14 protein-coding genes are annotated in these 18167 nt (G+C 66.1%); 10 read left to right on the forward strand and 4 right to left on the reverse strand.

The features are described 5' to 3' along the window. Nucleotides 1–183: 183 nt before the first annotated feature. Entirely contained in the window at nucleotides 184–1131 is a 948-nt protein-coding gene (locus NFG58_RS07720; protein ID WP_045993389.1) for a Nudix family hydrolase, read from the forward strand. Between the two features lie 210 nt (nucleotides 1132–1341). Here NFG58_RS07720 and NFG58_RS07725 read toward each other — a convergent pair whose 3' ends face one another. Beyond that, nucleotides 1342–2244, reverse strand: a complete 903-nt coding sequence (locus tag NFG58_RS07725; protein WP_348827896.1) for a carbon-nitrogen hydrolase — start codon at nucleotides 2242–2244, stop codon at nucleotides 1342–1344. Then, nucleotides 2241–3305, reverse strand: a complete 1065-nt coding sequence (locus NFG58_RS07730) for an agmatine deiminase family protein (protein WP_348827897.1) — start codon at nucleotides 3303–3305, stop codon at nucleotides 2241–2243. Before NFG58_RS07730 ends, NFG58_RS07725 begins: the two co-directional genes overlap by 4 nt. A gap of 142 nt (nucleotides 3306–3447) precedes the next feature. Between NFG58_RS07730 and NFG58_RS07735 the strand changes: the two genes are divergently transcribed. Together NFG58_RS07735 and NFG58_RS07740 are read left to right on the forward strand one after the other, a co-directional pair. Continuing rightward, nucleotides 3448–4689, forward strand: a complete 1242-nt coding sequence (locus NFG58_RS07735; protein WP_348827898.1) for a lipoprotein-releasing ABC transporter permease subunit — start codon at nucleotides 3448–3450, stop codon at nucleotides 4687–4689. Beyond that, the gene (locus NFG58_RS07740) at nucleotides 4682–5413 is read left to right on the forward strand and encodes an ATP-binding cassette domain-containing protein (protein WP_045993393.1); all 732 of its coding nucleotides are present in this window, start codon (nucleotides 4682–4684) and stop codon (nucleotides 5411–5413) included. Before NFG58_RS07735 ends, NFG58_RS07740 begins: the two co-directional genes overlap by 8 nt. 228 nt (nucleotides 5414–5641) lie before the next feature. On the opposite strand, the gene NFG58_RS07745 is transcribed toward NFG58_RS07740, so the two are convergent. Further along, a complete protein-coding gene (locus NFG58_RS07745; RefSeq protein WP_045993394.1) occupies nucleotides 5642–6175 on the reverse strand; it encodes a DUF2062 domain-containing protein in 534 nt (177 codons plus the stop codon). A 152-nt stretch (nucleotides 6176–6327) separates the two neighbouring features. Between NFG58_RS07745 and NFG58_RS07750 the strand changes: the two genes are divergently transcribed. The 7 genes from NFG58_RS07750 (at nucleotide 6328) to murB (ending at nucleotide 14254) form a co-directional block, all read left to right on the forward strand. Continuing rightward, on the forward strand, nucleotides 6328–8769 hold the full coding sequence (locus tag NFG58_RS07750) for a DNA internalization-related competence protein ComEC/Rec2 (RefSeq protein ID WP_348827899.1): 2442 nt from the start codon (nucleotides 6328–6330) through the stop codon (nucleotides 8767–8769). A gap of 146 nt (nucleotides 8770–8915) precedes the next feature. Continuing rightward, complete coding sequence (msbA, locus tag NFG58_RS07755) at nucleotides 8916–10652, forward strand: lipid A export permease/ATP-binding protein MsbA (protein WP_045993428.1); 1737 nt, start codon at nucleotides 8916–8918, stop codon at nucleotides 10650–10652. Further along, entirely contained in the window at nucleotides 10653–11705 is a 1053-nt protein-coding gene (gene lpxK, locus NFG58_RS07760) for a tetraacyldisaccharide 4'-kinase (protein WP_348815806.1), read from the forward strand. It begins immediately after the preceding gene. Between the two features lie 41 nt (nucleotides 11706–11746). Further along, nucleotides 11747–11968 (forward strand): Trm112 family protein, encoded by a 222-nt coding sequence (locus NFG58_RS07765; protein ID WP_108132807.1) that lies wholly within the window; start codon nucleotides 11747–11749, stop codon nucleotides 11966–11968. A 14-nt stretch (nucleotides 11969–11982) separates the two neighbouring features. Continuing rightward, complete coding sequence (gene kdsB / locus NFG58_RS07770) at nucleotides 11983–12762, forward strand: 3-deoxy-manno-octulosonate cytidylyltransferase (RefSeq protein ID WP_108132673.1); 780 nt, start codon at nucleotides 11983–11985, stop codon at nucleotides 12760–12762. 23 nt (nucleotides 12763–12785) lie between these two features. Further along, nucleotides 12786–13256 carry a low molecular weight protein-tyrosine-phosphatase gene (locus NFG58_RS07775; protein WP_124804364.1) on the forward strand — a complete coding sequence of 157 codons (471 nt, stop codon included), beginning with the start codon at nucleotides 12786–12788 and terminating at the stop codon, nucleotides 13254–13256. A 26-nt stretch (nucleotides 13257–13282) separates the two neighbouring features. Beyond that, complete coding sequence (murB, locus tag NFG58_RS07780; protein WP_240184122.1) at nucleotides 13283–14254, forward strand: UDP-N-acetylmuramate dehydrogenase; 972 nt, start codon at nucleotides 13283–13285, stop codon at nucleotides 14252–14254. 142 nt (nucleotides 14255–14396) lie between these two features. Here the strand turns inward: murB and rne are convergent, their stop codons facing one another. Beyond that, nucleotides 14397–17912 carry a ribonuclease E gene (gene rne, locus NFG58_RS07785; protein ID WP_348827900.1) on the reverse strand — a complete coding sequence of 1172 codons (3516 nt, stop codon included), beginning with the start codon at nucleotides 17910–17912 and terminating at the stop codon, nucleotides 14397–14399. Nucleotides 17913–18167 lie beyond the last annotated feature (255 nt).

The raw sequence follows: 18167 nt of genomic DNA on the forward strand, positions 1-18167 counted from the left end.
CCTGTGTCGTCTTTTTTGCCTGTCCGGCGGGTAGCGGTGGAGCCGATCCATCGGCGATGCATCAGCGGCAGATGAATCTCGGCGAGCGAATCGGTATCCTATGCCGACTTTTATCGCCCTCCCGACTGAAAACTGGTGCGGGCGTGGCCCGCGAACCGAAGCTGGTATTGTTGAATGAACACTATGGTGAAGAGAAGGGTGCACGTGGCGGCGGCCGCCATCATCAGCCCGAACGGTGACGAAGTGCTGCTGGCCCGGCGTCCTTCCAATGTGGACCACGGCGGCCTTTGGGAGTTTCCCGGTGGCAAGCTGGCGCCCTACGAGACCGGGCTTGAGGCGCTCAAGCGCGAGCTGCACGAAGAACTCGGCATCGAGATTCGTCGCGCCCAACCGCTGATTCGCATCCACCACGAGTACTCCGACAAGCACATTCTGCTCGACGTCTGGCAGGTCAAGGACTTCTCCGGTGAGCCCTTCGGTCGAGAAGGACAGGCGGTACGCTGGGTGCCCATGGGCGAGCTGATTGGCTATCCCTTCCCGGCCGCCAACCTGCCGATCCTGCGTGCGGTGATGCTGCCCTCGGAATACCTGATCAGTGACGAGGAAGCCGACGAGGACGCCTTCGACGCCAAGCTCGAGCGGGCCCTCGAGGAAGATGGCGTGCGTCTGGTTCAGCTGCGCGCCAAGACCCTCGACGAGGACGCCTACGTGGCCCGTGCGGAGCGTGCCCTGGCGCTGTGCCGTCGATACGGTGCCAAGCTGATGCTCAACGGTGAACCGGAGCTGCTCGAGCGGATCGATGCCGATGGTATCCATCTGACCAGCGAGCGGCTGATGGGCCTGGAGCGTCGCCCCATCGCCGAGGCCAAGTGGTTGGCGGCCTCGACCCACGACAAGGCCCAGCTCGACCAGGCCCACGCCATTGGCTGCGACTTCGTGACCCTGTCACCGCTGCGCACCACTCCGTCCCATCCGGAAGTGGCACCGATCGGCTGGCATGACTTCCAGCAACTGGTCGAACGCGCCGGCATGCCGGTCTACGCGCTGGGGGGCATGACGCGCCACGACGCCAGCCATGCCCGCGCCGTGGGGGCCCAGGGGATCGCGTCCATCCGTGACTTCTGGCGCTAGGGCATTGGCGAAAAGGGCCAGCACCGGCCGTTAGCTACCAGATGCAAGAAACCCCGCCAGGAAGACCTGGCGGGGTTTCTTGCGTTCAGGAGCATGTCGTTCCATTGCCGCGTGGCTCTGTTCTCAAGCTCGACGAGCGTCGGCGCTTTTCGTACAAGCCCTGGGCTTTATGCGAGAAGTCGACGAAGCCCGGCTCTTTGGCGGCAAGCCCTAGTCGCGGTAGCGGCGGGTCAGGTCCCCATAGGCGTCGATGCGCCGGTCCCGCAGGTAGGGCCAGATCCGCCGCACGTTTTCGCCATGGTCGAGATCCAGGGTCACCAGCAGGGTCTCGGGCTCGGTGCCGGCGTGGGCCAGCAGCTCCCCCTGGGGCCCGGCGACAAAGCTGCCGCCCCAGAAGTCGATGCCCTCGCTGACCTTCGAGTGATCCTCCTCGTGGCCCACCCGGTTGGCGACCAGCACCGGGACACCGTTGGCCACGGCGTGACTGCGCTGGATCAGCGTCCAGGCGTCCTTCTGGCGCGTCTTTTCGGCGTCGTCGTCGCCCGGCGCCCAGCCGATGGCGGTGGGGTAGAGCAGCAGTTCGGCACCGGCCAGGGCCATCAGGCGCGCGGCCTCCGGGTACCACTGATCCCAGCACACCAGTACCCCGAGCCGGCCCACCGAGGTGTCGATGGGGGTGAACCCTTGTCCGAGAGTGGCGTCATGGTCTCCGGGGGTGAAGTAGAACTTCTCGTAGAAGCCCGGGTCGTCGGGGATATGCATCTTGCGGTAGTGACCCACCGCGCCCTTGGCGCCGTCGTAGACCACCGCCGTGTTGTGATAGATGCCCGGCGCGCGGCGCTCGAACAGCGAGCCCATCAGCACGATGTCGAGCTCCGCGGCGAGTTCGGCCAGTCGTGTGCCGGTGGGCCCGTCCAGCGGCTCCGCCAGGTCGAACAGGGCCGGATCCTCGTACTGACAGAAGTAGTGGGTGGCGTGGAGTTCCTGCAGCATCACCAGTCTGGCACCACGGCCTGCGAGATCGCGGATACTCGCCTCACTGGCGTCGAGACTTCTGGCCTTGTCGGGCCAGGCGGGTTGCTGGACCAGGCCTACGGTCAATTGGCGCGTCATCGGCGGTCTCCTTCGGCGGTGGTGGTGGCGGCGGCGAGAGCCCCCTGGGGCCACTGCATGGTCAGGCAGTGCAGGCTGCCGTGTTGAACGATGGCGGCGCTGGCGTCCACCGGGATGATATCCCGGTCGGGGAAGGCCCCGGCCAGGGCGTCGAGTGCCGCCAGGTCGTGACGATCGCCGTAGACCGGCACCAGCACCGCCCCGTTGATGATCAGGAAGTTGGCGTAGGTGGCCGGCAGGCGGTGGCCATCCTCGGCGTCATGGCAGGCGCCAGGCCAGGGCAGCGGTACCAGGCGATAGGGCGAGCCGTCGGCGCGGGTCAGCGCCTTGAGCTCGCGCTCCATGGCGGCGAGCTCGGCGTAGTGCGCATCGCTCGGATCATCGCAGCGCACATAGGCGATGGTCTGGGGATCACAGAAGCGCGCCAGGGTATCGATATGGCTGTCGGTATCGTCGCCTTCGAGATGTCCGTGGCAGAGCCACAGCACCCGGTGGATGCCCAGCGTCTCGGCCAGCCAGGTCTCGATATCGGCCCGTGACATCGAGGGGTTGCGGTTGGGATTGAGCAGACAGGCCTCGGTGGTCAGCAGCGTCCCCTCGCCATCGGTCTCCAGGGCGCCGCCCTCCATGATCACCGCGCTATCGCTTGTCGCGCAGGCGATCAAGCCGGCATCCTTGAGCTGGCGGGTCAGGGTGTTGTCGCGATCGGCCGGAAACTTGCCGCCCCAGCCGTTGAAGCCGAGGTCATGGAAGGTAACGCCGTTGCCGTCACCGGTCGCCAGCGGGCCATGGTCCCGGGCCCAGGTGTCGTCGGCGTCGACCACGGTCAGGCGCAGACGCTCGGGTGGCGCGCCTCGGGCCACCAGGCGGCCTGACAGCGCCTCGCCGGTAGCGTGGTCGGGCACCCCGATGATCACGCTCTGATAACGACTGATGATCAGGGCGAGCTGCTCGAGCATCGCCTCGATGGCGGGCAGCGTCGGCGCCCAGTCGCTGTCGCGGCGGGGCCAGGTCAGCTGGACGGCATCCTGAGGGTGCCATTCGGGTAGCAGGCGGGGCATGGGTCATGTCCTGGGGCCAAGAAACGGCGAAATGTAGGCGGCTGTGACCGAAGATGCAAGGATCTCGCAATTCCTCTGCCGTGGCGATGCAGTCGCTCGCAAAAAACCGTACCATGACGGCCCGCCGACAAGGAACGAGTCCATGCTTGATCGATTGCCCTTTCTGATCGGGTTGCGTTATGTGCGAGCCAAGCGACGCAACCACTTCATTTCGTTCATCTCGCTGACCTCCATGCTGGGTCTTACCCTGGGCGTGGCGTTGCTGATCCTGGTGCTCTCGGTGATGAACGGCTTCGACCGGGAGCTGCGCCAGCGGGTGCTGGGCATGGTGCCCCACACCCAGATCGAACAGGCCGGTGGGATGACCGACTGGCAGCCCCTGGCCGAGCGCCTGACCCAGCGCGAACATGTCATCGGGGCGGCGCCCTATATCCAGCAGCAGGGCATGTTCTCGGTGGCCGGGCGCAATCAGGGCGCCATGGTCAACGGCATCGAGCCCGAGTGGGAGAGCCGGGTGTCGATCGTCGACGAGAACATGTCGCGTGGCTCGCTGGACGACCTCAAGGCAGGGGAGTGGCACATCGTGCTCGGCTCCATCCTCGCCAACAACCTCAACGTCGACGTGGGGGACAGCGTGACCCTGCTGGTGCCGGAGGCCTCGATCACCCCGGCAGGCGTCTTCCCCAGGCTCAAGCGCTTCACCGTCAGTGGCATCTTCAGTGTCGGTGCCGACCTGGACGCCAACCTGGCCTACGCCAACATCGAGGACATGCAGACCCTGGCGCGCATGGGTGACAGCATTGGCGGGCTGCGTCTGGAGCTCGACGATCTGTTCCTGGCCGGTCAGGAGACCCAGGCCATCGTCAATGAGCTGGGCGGTGGCTATCGCGGCTACGACTGGACCTTCACCCGGGGCAACCTGTTCCAGGCGATCCAGATGGAAAAGCGCATGATCGGCCTGCTGCTGACCGTGATCATCGCCGTGGCTGCCTTCAATATCGTCTCGACCCTGGTGATGGTGGTGACCGACAAGCACGCCGACATCGCCATCCTGCGGACCATAGGCGCCACCCCGGGTTCGATCATGGGCATCTTCATGGTCCAGGGTATCGCCATCGGGGTGATCGGTATCGTCATCGGGGTCGCGCTGGGTATTCTGCTGGCGCTGACGGTGTCCGATATCATTGCCTTCGTCGAGTCGACCCTGGGTATCCACTTCCTCGACGCGGGGGTCTACTTCATCAGTGACCTGCCGTCCCAGCTGATCTGGAGCGATGTCTATCAGATCGTGGGGGCCGCCTTCGTGCTGACTTTCCTGTCCACCCTGTATCCGGCCTGGCGCGCGGCGCGGGTCCAGCCTGCCGAGGTGCTGCGCTATGAATGATTCGGTAATCGCCAAGCCTGGTGTCGAGGCGTCGACCCCCGCCGGCAACGATCTGATGCTCGAGTGCCGCGAGTTGTCCAGGGTCTACGATGAAGGTCCCGCCGACCTGGTGGTGCTCGACCAGCTCGAGCTCAAGGTGCACGCCGGCGAGCGAGTCGCGGTGGTCGGCAGTTCCGGCTCCGGCAAGACCACCCTGCTCAACCTGCTCGGAGGCCTCGACAGCCCCAGCGCCGGCGAAGTACGGGTGGCCGACACCGTGTTGCACAAGATGGGCGACGCCGAGATCGGGCGCTTCCGCAATCGCCACATCGGCTTCGTCTACCAGTTCCACCATCTGCTGGCGGAGTTCTCGGCGCTGGAGAACGTGGCGCTGCCGTTGATCATTCGCGGTAGCCGCAAGCGTGACGCCGAGGACAAGGCGCGTGCTCTGCTGGACAAGGTAGGGCTGGGCCCCAGGGCCGAACACAAGCCCGGCGAGCTGTCCGGCGGTGAGCGCCAGCGTGCGGCGATCGCCAGGGCCTTGGTCACCGATCCCAGCCTGATGCTGATGGACGAGCCCACCGGCAACCTCGACAAGCACACCGCCGCCAGCATCCTGGCGCTGATGGATGAGCTTGCCGCCAGCGCTCGCTGCGCCTTCGTCATCGTCACCCATGACCCGGCCCTGGCCGCCCATCAGGACCGCGTGCTGAGACTCGACAACGGCAAGCTGCACGCCGAGTAGGTCTTTCGCAGCGTCCAGAAGAAGCCAGAAGAAGGCCCCGATGCAATCGCATCGGGGCCTTCTTTCGTCGGGGATTGCTTGTCCGGGCTTTCTCGTCCCGGCTTTTTCGTCCGGGCTTTGCAGACTAGCGGGAACGGCGCCGGGCCGAGCAGGGCCTTTTGCGCAGGCTGGGTCGATGCGGCTGAGTCAGTGCGGCTGGATCGATGCGGCTGGATCGATGCGGCTGGGTCAGTGCGGCTGGGTCCTGCGGCGTCGCCGGCGCGCGCGTGCCTTCCAGCTGCGTGCCACCTGCCAGCGCCACAGCAGGCGTATCACCAGGTTGGCCAGGCCGCCGACGGCGATCGCCGCCACCAGCGAGCCGATCAGCAGGGACGGCAGGATGTCCAGCAACTGGGACTGCAGCCAGTCGGTGGTCAGCCGATGGGGCGCCTCCAGCGCCGGGCGTTGCATCAGCCAGGCGCCGAGACAGTAGTTGGCGTAGAAGATGATCGGCATCGTCAGCGGGTTGGTGATCCACACCAGAGCCACCGACAGCGGCAGATTGCAGCGTCCGACGCGGGCGCCGAGGGCGGCGACGACCATCTGACACGGGATCGGCAGCAGCGCGCTGAACAGGCCAACGCTGAAGGCGTTGGCCACGCTGCGGCGCGTCAGCACCCACAGGGCGGGGTCGGCGATCAGGTGCGCCATGAAGCGTAGCGAGCGCTGCCGGCGCAGGGCGTCCGGCGAGGGCAGATAGCGCTTGAGTAGTCGACGCGGCATGGCGAATCAGCTCGAGGCTGCGGATGCGTGGCTATTATCCATACAAGCCGCCGCCCTTGCCATGACGTCGGCCAACGATGGGCATGCGTGACGCCGTCGACAGGCTGTCGGGCTTCGGGGCCCCAAGCCTCCAGGGCTCCAGAGAGAGGGCGATGGAATCTGACGAAAACTCGCAACGATCGATGCGTCGGCCGTCAGGCCGCCTCTGGCAAGGCACCTGTTCTCTTTCGCTGGCATGGGCGCTGGCCCTGGGCAGCGTCCTTGGAGGCGCCGGTCTGACGCTGCCCGAGGCCGCCCTCGGCCTGAATCTGCTGACAGCGGCGGCACTGGTATCACTGGCCTTGCGCCGGACGGCGGCGCTGCTGGTGTGTCTGGCCGGGCTGTGGGTGCTTGGCTGTCTGTTGCAGCAGCAGGCGGCCCGCTTGCCCTCGGGGCTTGCCGGGGTGCCGCTGACGGTCGAGGGGCGGGTGTTGGCAAGTCGTCAGAGCGATGGCCTGCAGCGTCTGACCATGAGGGTCGAGAGCTGCCGTCCGCTGGAAGCCGGACTGCCTGACTGCTCGGGACTCGAGCGGATACGGGTCAGTCGCTATAGCCCCATGGACGGCGAGGTCGAGACCGCGTCGGCAACAGTGCACACGATGATGGCTGTCGGAGAGCGCTGGCGGTTCGATGTACGACTGCGCCCACCTGGTGGCCTCACCAATCCCGGCCGCTTCGACTATCGCCGCTGGCTGTGGCGGGAAGGCATCCACGCCACCGGGTCGGTCATCGGACAACCGCCGCCCGAACGCTTGATGGCCGCACCGGGGGACCCACGTCAGGCCCTGCTGCGACAGCTCGCTGGCCAGCCGCTGCATGAGACGACGCAGCGCTGGCTGGCGGCCTTGACCCTGGGCCGTGGCGAGCGTCTCGAGGCCGACGACTGGGCGCTGCTCAATGCGACAGGGACGACCCATCTGGCGGTGGTGTCCGGGCTGCACGTGGGCCTGGTGGCGGCGCTGGCGCTGACCCTGTCGCGCCTGGTGGCGCGGTTGATTCAGCCGGGGCGCTGGCGGCTGTTGCGTTGGCCGTGGCTGGCCGCCGCAACGGCCACCACCGGCTTTGTCTGGCTGGTCGGCGCCGAACCGCCGGCGCTGCGGGCCCTGGTGATGGTCCTTATTGCCCTTTGGGTGGCCGGGGGGCGGCATTCTCCTTCGCCGTGGCAGGGCTGGGCACTGGCCTGGGCGGTGGTCGTGCTGTGGGATCCCCTGGCGCTGTGGCGCCCCGGACTTTGGCTGTCCTTCGGTGCCGTGGCCCTGCTGATCCTGATGTGGCAGGGCAGGCAGGCGACCTCCGGCATCAAGGGCGCCTTGACGGTGCTGCTGCGCACCCAGCTGTTGCTGGCGTTGCCCATGGCGGGCCTGGTGCTGCTGGCCCTCGGCACGATGTCGCCGCTGGCCCCCTTGGCCAATCTGGTAGCGGTCCCCCTGGTGACGCTGGTGCTGGTGCCGCTGGGGATGCTGGGCTGGATGCTGTCGACGGTGTCGTCTGAGGCGGCGATGGCGAGCTGGTGGCTGTTCGAAGCGGGCCTTGAGGTGATGCTGGCGTCGTTGCGGATGTTCGCCGAACTGTCACCCGGTCAGTCACTGCGAGAAGGAGGGCGCTGGACGCTCGGCATTCTGCTGCTGGGCCTGGGCGCGCTGCTGTTGTTGCCTGGCCTGGGTGCCGGGCTGCGATCAGCAAGCCTCCTGGCACTTGTTGCGGCCATGGCGATGATGCCGGCCTTCGGTGGCAGGCCTGGACCGGGCGAGGTACGGCTGATGGTCTGGGACGTGGGGCAGGGGCTGATGGTGGAGCTGATCACCGCCCGTCATCGACTGCTGTACGACAGCGGTCCTCGCTTTCGCTCCGGCTTTACGCCGCTGGCGTCCATCTGGGCATCTCCGCAAGCCTTCGACGAGGTGGTGATCAGCCACGCCGACCAGGACCACGCAGGAGGACTCGCCAGCCTGGCGCGCGATCACCGGGTGGCTCATTGGTGGCACCCCGAGGGCGAGACGCTGGCGCTGTCGGCGCACGCGCCGCGACACCCTTGTCATGCCGGGGAGGGCTGGCGCTGGGACGGTGTCGACTTCACCTTTCTGTGGCCGCCTGCCTCGGCCGGCAGCGCAACGGCAAGCGACGTTGCCGGGCATGGCAGCAATGATCGCTCCTGCGTGCTGCTGGTGAGTACCGCCGGTGGCAGTGTGTTGCTTACCGGCGATGCGGGAAAACGCGTCGAGCGCTTCCTGATTCCACAGTTGCCGCAGACGCCTGCGGTGCTGGTGGTGGGGCATCACGGCAGTGCGGACAGCACCAGCGCCGCCCTGGTGGCGGCCAGGCCGCCCCGCCTGGCGGTGATTTCCCGCGGTGCCTACAATGGCTTCGGTCATCCTGCCGACCAGGTGGTGCGTCGCCTGCGACGTGCCGGCAGTTGCCTGATGGACACCGCTGTGGATGGGCGGGTGAACATCCTCCTGTCGCAGGTCGGGATAGCGGCGGCGCAGGGGATCCATCCCCGTCTGACCGGTGGCGGTGTCGAAGGCCCCTGCCATGGGGTAGAATCGCGGCACTGAATCTCACTGCCCTGTGTGTCGGCCGGCCAGGAGCGACGCCGTGTCCGCTGTCGGCGGCAGACGGCCGTGCGGGTCCGGGTGATCGCCACCTGGACCATCCGCTGCGGCCAGACAGGACCGATTCCCTCGCAACTGGAGCCAACGTGATCGAATACTCCGGCTGGACGCTCTACAAGCGTCTTCTTGGTTACGTCAAACCCTTCTGGAAGTCCTTTCTCGTCGCCGTGGTCGGCTACGCCATCTACGCGGCGTCCAGTACCGCCCTGGCCGAGATGATGAAGCGCCTGATCGATGGCATCCAGAATCCCGACGCCGCCTTTCGTCTGTTTCTGCCGCTGTTCGTCGTCGGCATGTTCGGCGCCAGGGGGGTCGGCACCTTTCTCGGCACCTACTTCATGAGCAACGTTGCACGCAACATGGTGCACGCGCTGCGCTGTGACGTCTTCAACCATATGCTGCGGCTGCCGGGGCGCTTCTTTGACAATCATTCTTCCGGCCACCTGATCTCGCGGGTGACCTACCATGTGGAGCAGGTGACCGGCGCAGGCACCAAGGCGATCACGGTAATCCTCCAGGAGGGCCTGTTTGTACTCGGCCTGCTGGGCTATCTGCTGTGGACCAACTGGATGCTGACGCTCTTGTTCATGGCCGTGACGCCGCTGATTGGTGGCGTGGTGAGCTACGCCAGCAAGCGCTTTCGGCGCATTTCCAAGCGCATCCAGCGCTCCATGGGGGACGTCACCCACGTCGCCTCCGAGGCATTGACCGGCTACCGCGTGGTGCGTACCCACGGCGCCGAGAAATACGAGATGGGGCGCTTCCACGACGCCAGTGAAGTCAACCGTCGCCAGAGCCTGAAGGAGGCCCTGACCAAGGCCACCAGCACCCCGGTCATCCAGATGCTGGTGGCACTGTCGCTGGCGCTGCTGGTGTGGCTTGCCATGTCACCGGCGCTGATGGACAACATGACGCCGGGTGAATTCGTGGCCTTCATCACCGCCGCCTCGCTGATGGCCAAGCCGATTCGCTCGCTCAGCGAGATCAACGGCACCATCCAGAAGGGCATCGCTGCCTCCAGTGAACTGTTCGGGCTGCTCGACGAGCCTGAGGAACGCGATACCGGAACCCTGATGCCCGAGCGCCTGCAGGGGCGGATACAGCTCGAACAGGTGCGCTTCGCCTACGGAGACGATCAGCCCGAGGTGCTCAAGGGCATCGACCTGGACGTGCGCAAGGGCGAGATGGTGGCCATCGTCGGCCGCTCGGGCAGCGGCAAGTCGACCCTGGTCAGCCTGTTGCCGCGCTTCTACCGACCGACGGGCGGGCGTATCCTGATCGATGGCACCCCCATCGAGGAGTACCAGCTGACGGCGCTACGACAGCAGATTGCGCTGGTGTCCCAGCAGGTCACCCTGTTCAACGCCACCATCGCCGAGAACATCGCCTACGGGGTCCCCGATGCCGATCCTGCTGACATCGAGGCGGCGGCCCGCGCCGCCCACGCCCATGAGTTCATCGAGCGCATGCCCGGCGGCTACCAGGCGCTGGTCGGAGACAACGGCGTGATGCTCTCCGGTGGTCAGCGTCAGCGCATGGCGATCGCTCGGGCGATCTTCAAGGATGCTCCCATCCTGATCCTCGACGAGGCGACCTCGGCGCTGGACACCGAGTCCGAGCGCCATATCCAGGCAGCCCTGGAAGAGGTCTGCAAGGACCGCACCACCCTGGTCATCGCCCACCGCCTGTCGACCATCGAACGGGCCGACCGCATCCTGGTCATGGAGCAGGGCGAGATCATCGAGCAGGGCTCCCACGCCGAGCTGCTGGAACGCGACGGCGGTGCCTACGCCGCGTTGCACCAGCTGCAATTCCAGGAGGCGTAGATGGGGCTTGGGCAGCGCTGGCTCGAGGCGGCCTATCGTGGGGCTCCCTGGCTTGCCGTCCTGCGGCCGCTAGAGGCGCTCTATCGCCGCGAGGTACGCCGGCGAGCCGACGCCTTTGCGCGTGGCGACAAACCGGTGTGGCGCGCTTCGGTACCCGTCATCGTGGTCGGCAACCTGACTCTCGGCGGCACCGGCAAGTCGCCGCTGGTCGCCTGGATGGGGCGGCACCTGGCCGAACACGGCTTTCGCCCCGGGATTCTGTCACGGGGCTACGGTGGCAAGGCCGATGGCTACCCGCTGCACCTTGCCGCCGATACACCAGTAGCGGCCAGCGGCGATGAGCCGCGAATGCTGGCCGATCAGACCGGGCTGCCGGTGGTGGTCGATCCGGACCGCCCGCGTGGGGCCCAGTGCCTGATCGACGCCGGTTGTGACGTCATCGTCACCGACGACGGTCTTCAGCACCATGCCCTGGGGCGTGATCTCGAGGTGGTGGTGGTGGACGCCAAGCGAGGCTTCGGCAACGGGCGCTGCCTGCCGGCAGGGCCGCTGCGCGAACCGCTGGAGCGGCTGGAGCGCATCGACGCGCTGATCGTCAACGGCGAATCGTCGAGCGCGCTTGCCGCCGACGGCTTCACCATGCAACTGGAGCCCGCCTGCTGGCGCAGGGTCGGTGACGACGAGCGGCGTCCACTGACGCCGCTGCCTTTCGCCACGCCGGTCACCGCGGTGGCAGGGATCGGTCATCCGGAGCGTTTCTTTACCACCCTGTCGGAGCTGGGAGTCGCCCATCGACCGGCCCCCTTTTCCGACCATCACCGGTTCAGCCCGGCCGACCTGACGACCAGCGACCAGCGACCTGTGGTGATGACCGCCAAGGATGCGGTCAAGTGTCGAAGCTTTGTTCCCGACGATTGCTGGGCCCTGGATGTCGAGGCTAGACCCGAGGCGTCCTTCGTGGCCTGGTTCGATCGGCGAGTGTCCGCCTGGCGAGGCACCGACGATGCGCAGGTCGCTCATGATACCGGGATCGCGCAGCGGCAGAGTGACTGAGCACTGCCGCCAAAGGCTCAAATTCAACAGGAGAAACGATGATGGACAAGGAACTACTGGCGATGCTGGTGTGCCCCCAGTGCCAGGGCAAGCTGCGCTACGACCGCGATGCCGGCGAGCTGTGCTGCCAGTTCGATGGCCTGGCCTATCCGATCCGTGACGGCATCCCGGTGATGCTGGTCGAGGAGGCGCGGGTCATGGAGGTCGACGAGACCCTCAAGACCAACCCCGGGCGGGGCACCTCCAGCACGGACGAGACGTGAAGGAGCGCTAGACGATGCAGGATTTTATCGTTGTCATACCGGCGCGTTACGGCTCGAGTCGTCTGCCCGGAAAGCCGCTGGCAGATATCGCCGGCCGACCCATGGTCGCCCGGGTCTGGGATCAGGCCCGGCGCTCCTCGGCGAGCCGAGTGGTGATCGCCACCGACGATGCGCGCATCGAAAGCGTGATGCTCGAGCTGGGCGCCGAGGTAGTGATGACCCGCGAGGACCATACCACCGGGACCGATCGGCTGGCGGAGGTGGTCGAGCGCCTGGCGCTGCCGGACGAGGCGGTGCTGGTCAACGTCCAGGGGGACGAACCGCTGTTGCCGCCCGAACTGATCGATCAGGTGGCGGGGCGTCTGATGCGCGACGAGGGCGCCTCGGTCGCGACCCTGGCCGAGTCCATTGGCGACGTCGATACCTTGTTCAACCCCAATGTGGTCAAGGTAACCCGGGCCGCATCGGGCAGGGCGCTGAGCTTTTCTCGCGCCCCGATGCCCTGGGACCGGGAGGGCTTTCGTGAGCCTCCGACGCTGCTCACCACCGACGCTTGGCTACGCCATATTGGCCTCTATGCCTATCGAGCGAGCTTTCTGCGGGCCTTCAGCCAGTGGCTGCCGGCTCCCATCGAACAGCTCGAACAGCTCGAGCAGTTGCGTGCGCTGCACTATGGGCACGCCATCCAGGTGGCGCTGGCCGAGCAGACGCCCGGGGCGGGGGTGGACACCGCCGAGGATCTTGAGCGGGTTCGCGCCCATTTCGGCGGCCAGCAGACGTCGCCGGACCAGTGAAGGCCAACGATCAGGAGACAAGCATGCGGGTACTGTTCGTATGTCTGGGCAATATCTGCCGCTCGCCCACCGCCGAGGGGGTAGTGAGGCAGCGACTCGAGGAGCACGGTCTGGCGGACCGGGTGGTGCTGGATTCCTGCGGCACCGGGCCCTGGCACGTAGGTGAGCCACCGGATGCCCGCGCCCAGCAGGCCGCGCGCAAACGGGGTATCGACCTGTCGGCCCTGCGCGGTCGCCAGCTCGAGGCCGCCGATTTCGAAACATGTGACTACCTGCTGGCGATGGACGCCGACAACTTGAGCGTGCTCGAGCGCCAGGCGCCGGCGAATTGCCAGGCCCATATCGGCCTCTTGATGGAGTTCGCCGGGGAGCCCGGCGTTGCGGTGCCGGACCCCTACTACGAGGGCGGTTTCGATGGCGTCTACGCGATGATCGAGCGTGCCGCCGATGGCCTGGTGGCCACCTTGTCGCAACGTCTGGGGGCGTCCTCTTGAGGCCCGTCATAGGCCTCGATCAGGACTTGACCCGAGCCAATACCCTGGGGCTGCCCTGTGTCGCCGAAGAGGTCGTCGACGTCTTCAGTCGTGATCAGCTCGCCTCCCTGATCAGGCAGGTCGGAGACCGCCGATTGACCCTGCTCTCCGGCGGCAGCAATCTGATTCTGCCCGACTATTTGCCGGGGATGACGCTGCGACCGCGGCTCGATTACTGGTGGGTCGAGCGGCGCGGACAGGATGCGCTGGTGCATGTCGGTGCCGGGGTCAACTGGCATCGACTGGTCATGGCGCTGGCGTCGAAGGGGTGGTGGGGCATCGAGAATCTGGCGCTGATACCCGGGCACTGTGGTGCGGCACCGGTACAGAACATCGGTGCCTATGGGGTCGAACTGGCTGATGTGCTTGAGTCGGTGACCCTGGTCCATCGCGACAGTGGTGCGGTGGAAAGCTTGCCGGCTGGTGCCTGTGGCTTCGGCTATCGGGAGAGCCGCTTCAAGGGGGAGTGGGACGGCAAGGTCATCATAACCGACCTCACCTTGAGGGTCAGCCGTCACGGCGCGCCGAAGCTTGGCTACGGCGATCTGGCGTCCCGGGTGGGGGAGAACCCCGGCCCTCTGGCGGTGGCCGAGGCGGTCTGCCAGGTGCGCCGCGAGAAGCTGCCCGACCCAGAGCAGCTCGGCAATGCCGGCAGCTTCTTCAAGAATCCTGTGGTCGAGGCGGCGCGTGCCGGGGCGCTGCGTGAGAGCTATCCGGGTATGCCGGCCTATGAACTGGAAGACGGACGGGTCAAGCTGGCGGCGGGGTGGCTGATCGATCAGTGCGGCCTCAAGGGCTGGCGACAGGGTCACTTTGGCGTCCATGATCGTCAGGCGCTGGTGCTGGTGCACCACGGTGGCGGCAATGCCACGGAATTGCTGGCGTTCGCCGACCAGGTGTCCGCGCGGGTCGCCGAACGCTTCGGTGTGACGCTCGAACGAGAGCCGCGTCTGGCCTGACCAGCATCTGGCCTGATTAGTAGCACCTGACTTGGCCAGCACCTGACTTGGCCGGCGCCGAAGGCGCTGTGTGACTATCGAAAGCGCATAAATGAAAACGCCCGCGGCCTTGGACGCGGGCGTTTTGCTTTCCGGCGAGTGATCAGCTGTTGTGGCCGTCACTTGCCTTTTCGGCCTCGAGCTTGCGACGCTCGCGCGGGTCGTTGTGGGCCCGGCGACGGCGACGGCGGCGAGGCGCCTGGCCATCATCAGTGGCGCCACTCAAGGCGTCGTCTTCTGCCTTGGCTTCTGTCCTGGCGTCGTCGGCCTTGGCGTCAGTCTTGGGCGCCTCGGCTTTCTCTTCCGCCTTGGCATCGGCCTTGGGTGCCTCCGCTTTCTCTGCAGCTTTCGCTACGGCTTTCTCTGCAGGTTGGGCGTCAGCCTTGGGAGTCTCGGCTTTCTCTTCGGCCTTGGCGTCAGCCTTGGCAGCCTCGGCTTCGGCATTCTCTTCGGCTTTCTCTGCAGGCTTGGCGTCAGCCTTGGGAGCCTCGGCTTTCTCTTCCGCCTTGGTGTCAGCCTTGGGCGCTTCGGCTTCGGCTTTCTCTGCGACTTTCTCTGCAGGCTTGGCGTCAGCCTTGGGAGCCTCGGCTTTCTCTGCGACTTTCTCTGCAGGCTTGGCGTCAGCCTTGGGCACCTCGGCTTTCTCTTCGGCTTTCTCTGCAGGCTTGGCGTCAGCCTTGGGCACCTCGGCTTTCTCCGCGGGCTTGGTATCAGCCTTGGGCGCTTCGGCTTCGGCTTTCTCCGCGACTTTCTCTGCAGGCTTGGCGTCAGCCTTGGGAGCCTCGGCTTTCTCTTCGGGCTGGGCTTCGCCCTTGGCGTCAGCCTTGGGCGCTTCGGCTTTCTCTTCGGCTTTCTCTTCGGGCTGGGCTTCGGCCTTGGTATCAGCCTTGGGCGCCTCGGCTTTCTCTGCAGCTTTCTCCTCAGGCTTGGCGTCAGCCTTCGGAGCTTCTGCTTTCTCTTCCGCCTTGGCTTCTGCCTTGGCGTCGGCTTTCGGCTCCGCTTTTGCTTCGGCTTTTGCTTCGGGCTTGGCCTGCTCGGACGTGGACTCCGTAGCGCTTGCCTGGCCTGCCTCGGACTGAGTCGCCGGAGCGGCGGCCGCTTCCGCCTGCAGGCGTTGCTGCTCTTTCAGCGCCTCGGGGTTGATGGCGTGCTTGCGGCTGCGGTTGCGCGGATTGTTGCGGGTGCGCTTGGGCTTGCTGTCCTTGGCAGCATCGCTGCTGGCAGCATCTGCCTGCTGCGTTTCACCGCGGCTGGCCGAACGGGGCGACTTGTTGTCGTCGCTCTTGCGGCTATCCGGCTGGCGGTTTTCCTGCTGACGACCCTCCTGCTGACGACCCTCTTGCTGACGTCCTTCAGCCTGGCGGTTGTCCTGCTGACGATTGTCGTCGCGGCGAGAGCGCTGGCGGTTGTCGTTGCCGTCATTTCTGTCGGCTCGAGTGTCTGCCTTGCTGTCGGTGCGTGCGTCGTTTCGAGTCTCGCTGCGAGCGTCGGTGCGGCCGTCGCTCTTGGCGGCCGGCTGACGGCGATCCTGCTGGCGACGGTCCTGGCTGTTGCCATCGCTACGGTTGGATCTATTGGTGCTCTGACGCTGGCCGTTCTGGCTGCCACCACGGCGATTGCGCTGGCGCGTGTCGCTACCGCGCTGCTGGCCGTTGTCGCTGCGCTGTTGGGCGCCGCGCTGAGCATTGTCGTCGCGACTCGAGGACTGAGTGCGAGTGCTGCTCGAGCCTTGGCTGCCGCTCGCGGCGCCGTTACTGGTTTCTTCCTCGCCGCCGAGGAAGCGAGCGAAGCCCTTGACCAGTCGACCGAACAGGCCGGCGTTCTGAACCGCCTGACGAGACTCTGCGGGGCTCTGACGGCCTGACTGGCGATTAGCCTGAGGGCTGCTCTGCCTGCGGCTGGACGACGAGGCCTGGCGACCGGATTGAGCGCCCTGAGCGCTGGGCTGACGACTGGGCTGTGCGGGCTTGTCCTCGCTGGCAGCCTCTTCCTGGCTCAAGGAAGCGGGGGCAGGAGCGTTGTGGACCACGCTCTTGACCGCGGCTTCGGCGCGTTGCACCGGCTTGCCGAAGGCGGCGTCGGGCTCCTTGCCGACCTCGGTGTCGGTGGACAGCTCGAAACTGGAGGCGTTGGCGGTGCCTTCCTCGTCGACGTGGTCGTCGCGCAGACGCTGGACGTCGTAGTGGGGGGTGTCCATGTCCGGGCTTGGCAGGATGACAACGCGGACGCCCTGGCGACGCTCGATGTCGGCCAGGATGGCGCGCTTCTCGTTAAGCAGGTAGGTAGCGACAGGCACCGGCAGGATGGCGCGGATCTGAGCGCTGCGCTCCTTCATGGCCTCTTCTTCGATCAGGCGCATGACCGACAGCGAGAGCGAACGCACGTCACGGATGGTGCCCTGGCCGTCACAGCGGGGGCATACCACGCCGCTGGTTTCGCCGAGGGACGGACGCAGACGCTGACGCGACATTTCCATCAGGCCAAAGCGCGAAATACGGCCGATCTGTACCCGGGCACGGTCGAGCTTGAGGGCGTCGCGAGCGCGGTTTTCGACCTCGCGCTGGTTGCGTGCTGGCCCCATGTCAATGAAGTCGATGACCACCAGGCCGCCGATGTCACGCAGGCGCAACTGGCGAGCGATCTCGTCGGCCGCCTCCAGATTGGTCTGCAGCGCGGTCTCTTCGATGTCACTGCCGCGTGTCGCTCGCGCCGAGTTGATGTCGATGGACACCAGTGCCTCGGTGTGGTCGATCACGATGGAGCCGCCGGAGGGCAGCTTCACTTCACGCTCGTAGGCGGTCTCGATCTGCGACTCGATCTGGAAGCGCGAGAACAGCGGCACCTCGTCGGCGTAAAGCTTGATCTTCTGCTGGTAGGACGGCATCACCTGGCGAATGAAGGCCAGCGCCTCCTGGTGCACCTCGGGGCTGTCGATCAGTACCTCGCCGATATCCTGGCGCAGGTAGTCGCGCATGGCGCGAATGATGACATTGGACTCGCGGTAGATCAGGAAGGGGGCGGCGCGCTTGCCGGCTTCCTCGGTGATGGATTCCCACACCTGTACCAGATAGTCGAGGTCCCACTGCAGCTCTTCGGGCGAACGACCGATACCGGCGGTACGCACGATCAGGCCCATCTTGTCGGGCACGCTGAGCTGGCCCATGGCTTCCTTCAGCTGGGCGCGTTCCTCGCCCTCGATGCGACGCGAGATGCCGCCTGCGCGGGCGTTGTTGGGCATCAGCACCAGGAAGCGGCCGGCCAGGCTGACAAAGGTGGTCAGGGCGGCGCCCTTGTTGCCACGCTCTTCCTTGTCGACCTGAACGATGACTTCCTGACCTTCCTTCAGTACTTCCTTGATGCTGGGGCGGCCGGAAGGCTCCTTGACGAAGTACTCGCGAGCAATTTCCTTGAGGGGCAGAAAACCGTGGCGTTCGGCGCCGAAATCGACAAAGGCGGCTTCGAGGGAGGGTTCCACGCGGGTGATCTTGCCGCGATAGATATTGGCTTTTTTCTGTTCCCTGGCACCGGATTCGATGTCCAGGTCGTACAGGCGTTGTCCATCCACCAGGGCGACACGCAGCTCTTCGGGCTGGGTCGCGTTGATGAGCATCCGTTTCATGTTGTCTCGCAATATGGGCGCGCCGGAGGGCGCCCATGGGCAACGGCAAGGGTGAACCGTTGGTGCAGCGTGCTTGTGCTCAGCGCATGTCGCGGAAGCTGCGCCCGGCCGCGACGTTACTTCATCAGGAACGTCACGGCATGATCATGTTGAGTACGGGGCGGAGGGAGGACGTGTCTCGGTGGGGCCTTGCCCATCCGGTCCTGCCGTCACCGCCAACACCTGGCATTCATCGATTCACCGCTGCCGGCCTCC

The sequence above is a fragment of the Halomonas sp. RT37 genome (genome assembly GCF_040070525.1).
Taxonomy (GTDB): domain Bacteria; phylum Pseudomonadota; class Gammaproteobacteria; order Pseudomonadales; family Halomonadaceae; genus Halomonas; species Halomonas litopenaei.

Coding starts and splice junctions, on each gene's coding strand:
- NFG58_RS07735 (WP_348827898.1), top strand. CDS start 3,448: ATGCTTGATCGATTGCCCTTTCTGATCGGGTTGCGTTATGTGCGAGCC.
- lpxK (WP_348815806.1), top strand. CDS start 10,653: ATGGGGCTTGGGCAGCGCTGGCTCGAGGCGGCCTATCGTGGGGCTCCC.
- NFG58_RS07745 (WP_045993394.1), bottom strand. CDS start 6,175: ATGCCGCGTCGACTACTCAAGCGCTATCTGCCCTCGCCGGACGCCCTG.
- NFG58_RS07730 (WP_348827897.1), bottom strand. CDS start 3,305: ATGCCCCGCCTGCTACCCGAATGGCACCCTCAGGATGCCGTCCAGCTG.
- rne (WP_348827900.1), bottom strand. CDS start 17,912: ATGAAACGGATGCTCATCAACGCGACCCAGCCCGAAGAGCTGCGTGTC.
- NFG58_RS07750 (WP_348827899.1), top strand. CDS start 6,328: ATGGAATCTGACGAAAACTCGCAACGATCGATGCGTCGGCCGTCAGGC.
- NFG58_RS07720 (WP_045993389.1), top strand. CDS start 184: ATGGTGAAGAGAAGGGTGCACGTGGCGGCGGCCGCCATCATCAGCCCG.
- NFG58_RS07725 (WP_348827896.1), bottom strand. CDS start 2,244: ATGACGCGCCAATTGACCGTAGGCCTGGTCCAGCAACCCGCCTGGCCC.
- NFG58_RS07765 (WP_108132807.1), top strand. CDS start 11,747: ATGGACAAGGAACTACTGGCGATGCTGGTGTGCCCCCAGTGCCAGGGC.
- NFG58_RS07740 (WP_045993393.1), top strand. CDS start 4,682: ATGAATGATTCGGTAATCGCCAAGCCTGGTGTCGAGGCGTCGACCCCC.
- kdsB (WP_108132673.1), top strand. CDS start 11,983: ATGCAGGATTTTATCGTTGTCATACCGGCGCGTTACGGCTCGAGTCGT.
- NFG58_RS07775 (WP_124804364.1), top strand. CDS start 12,786: ATGCGGGTACTGTTCGTATGTCTGGGCAATATCTGCCGCTCGCCCACC.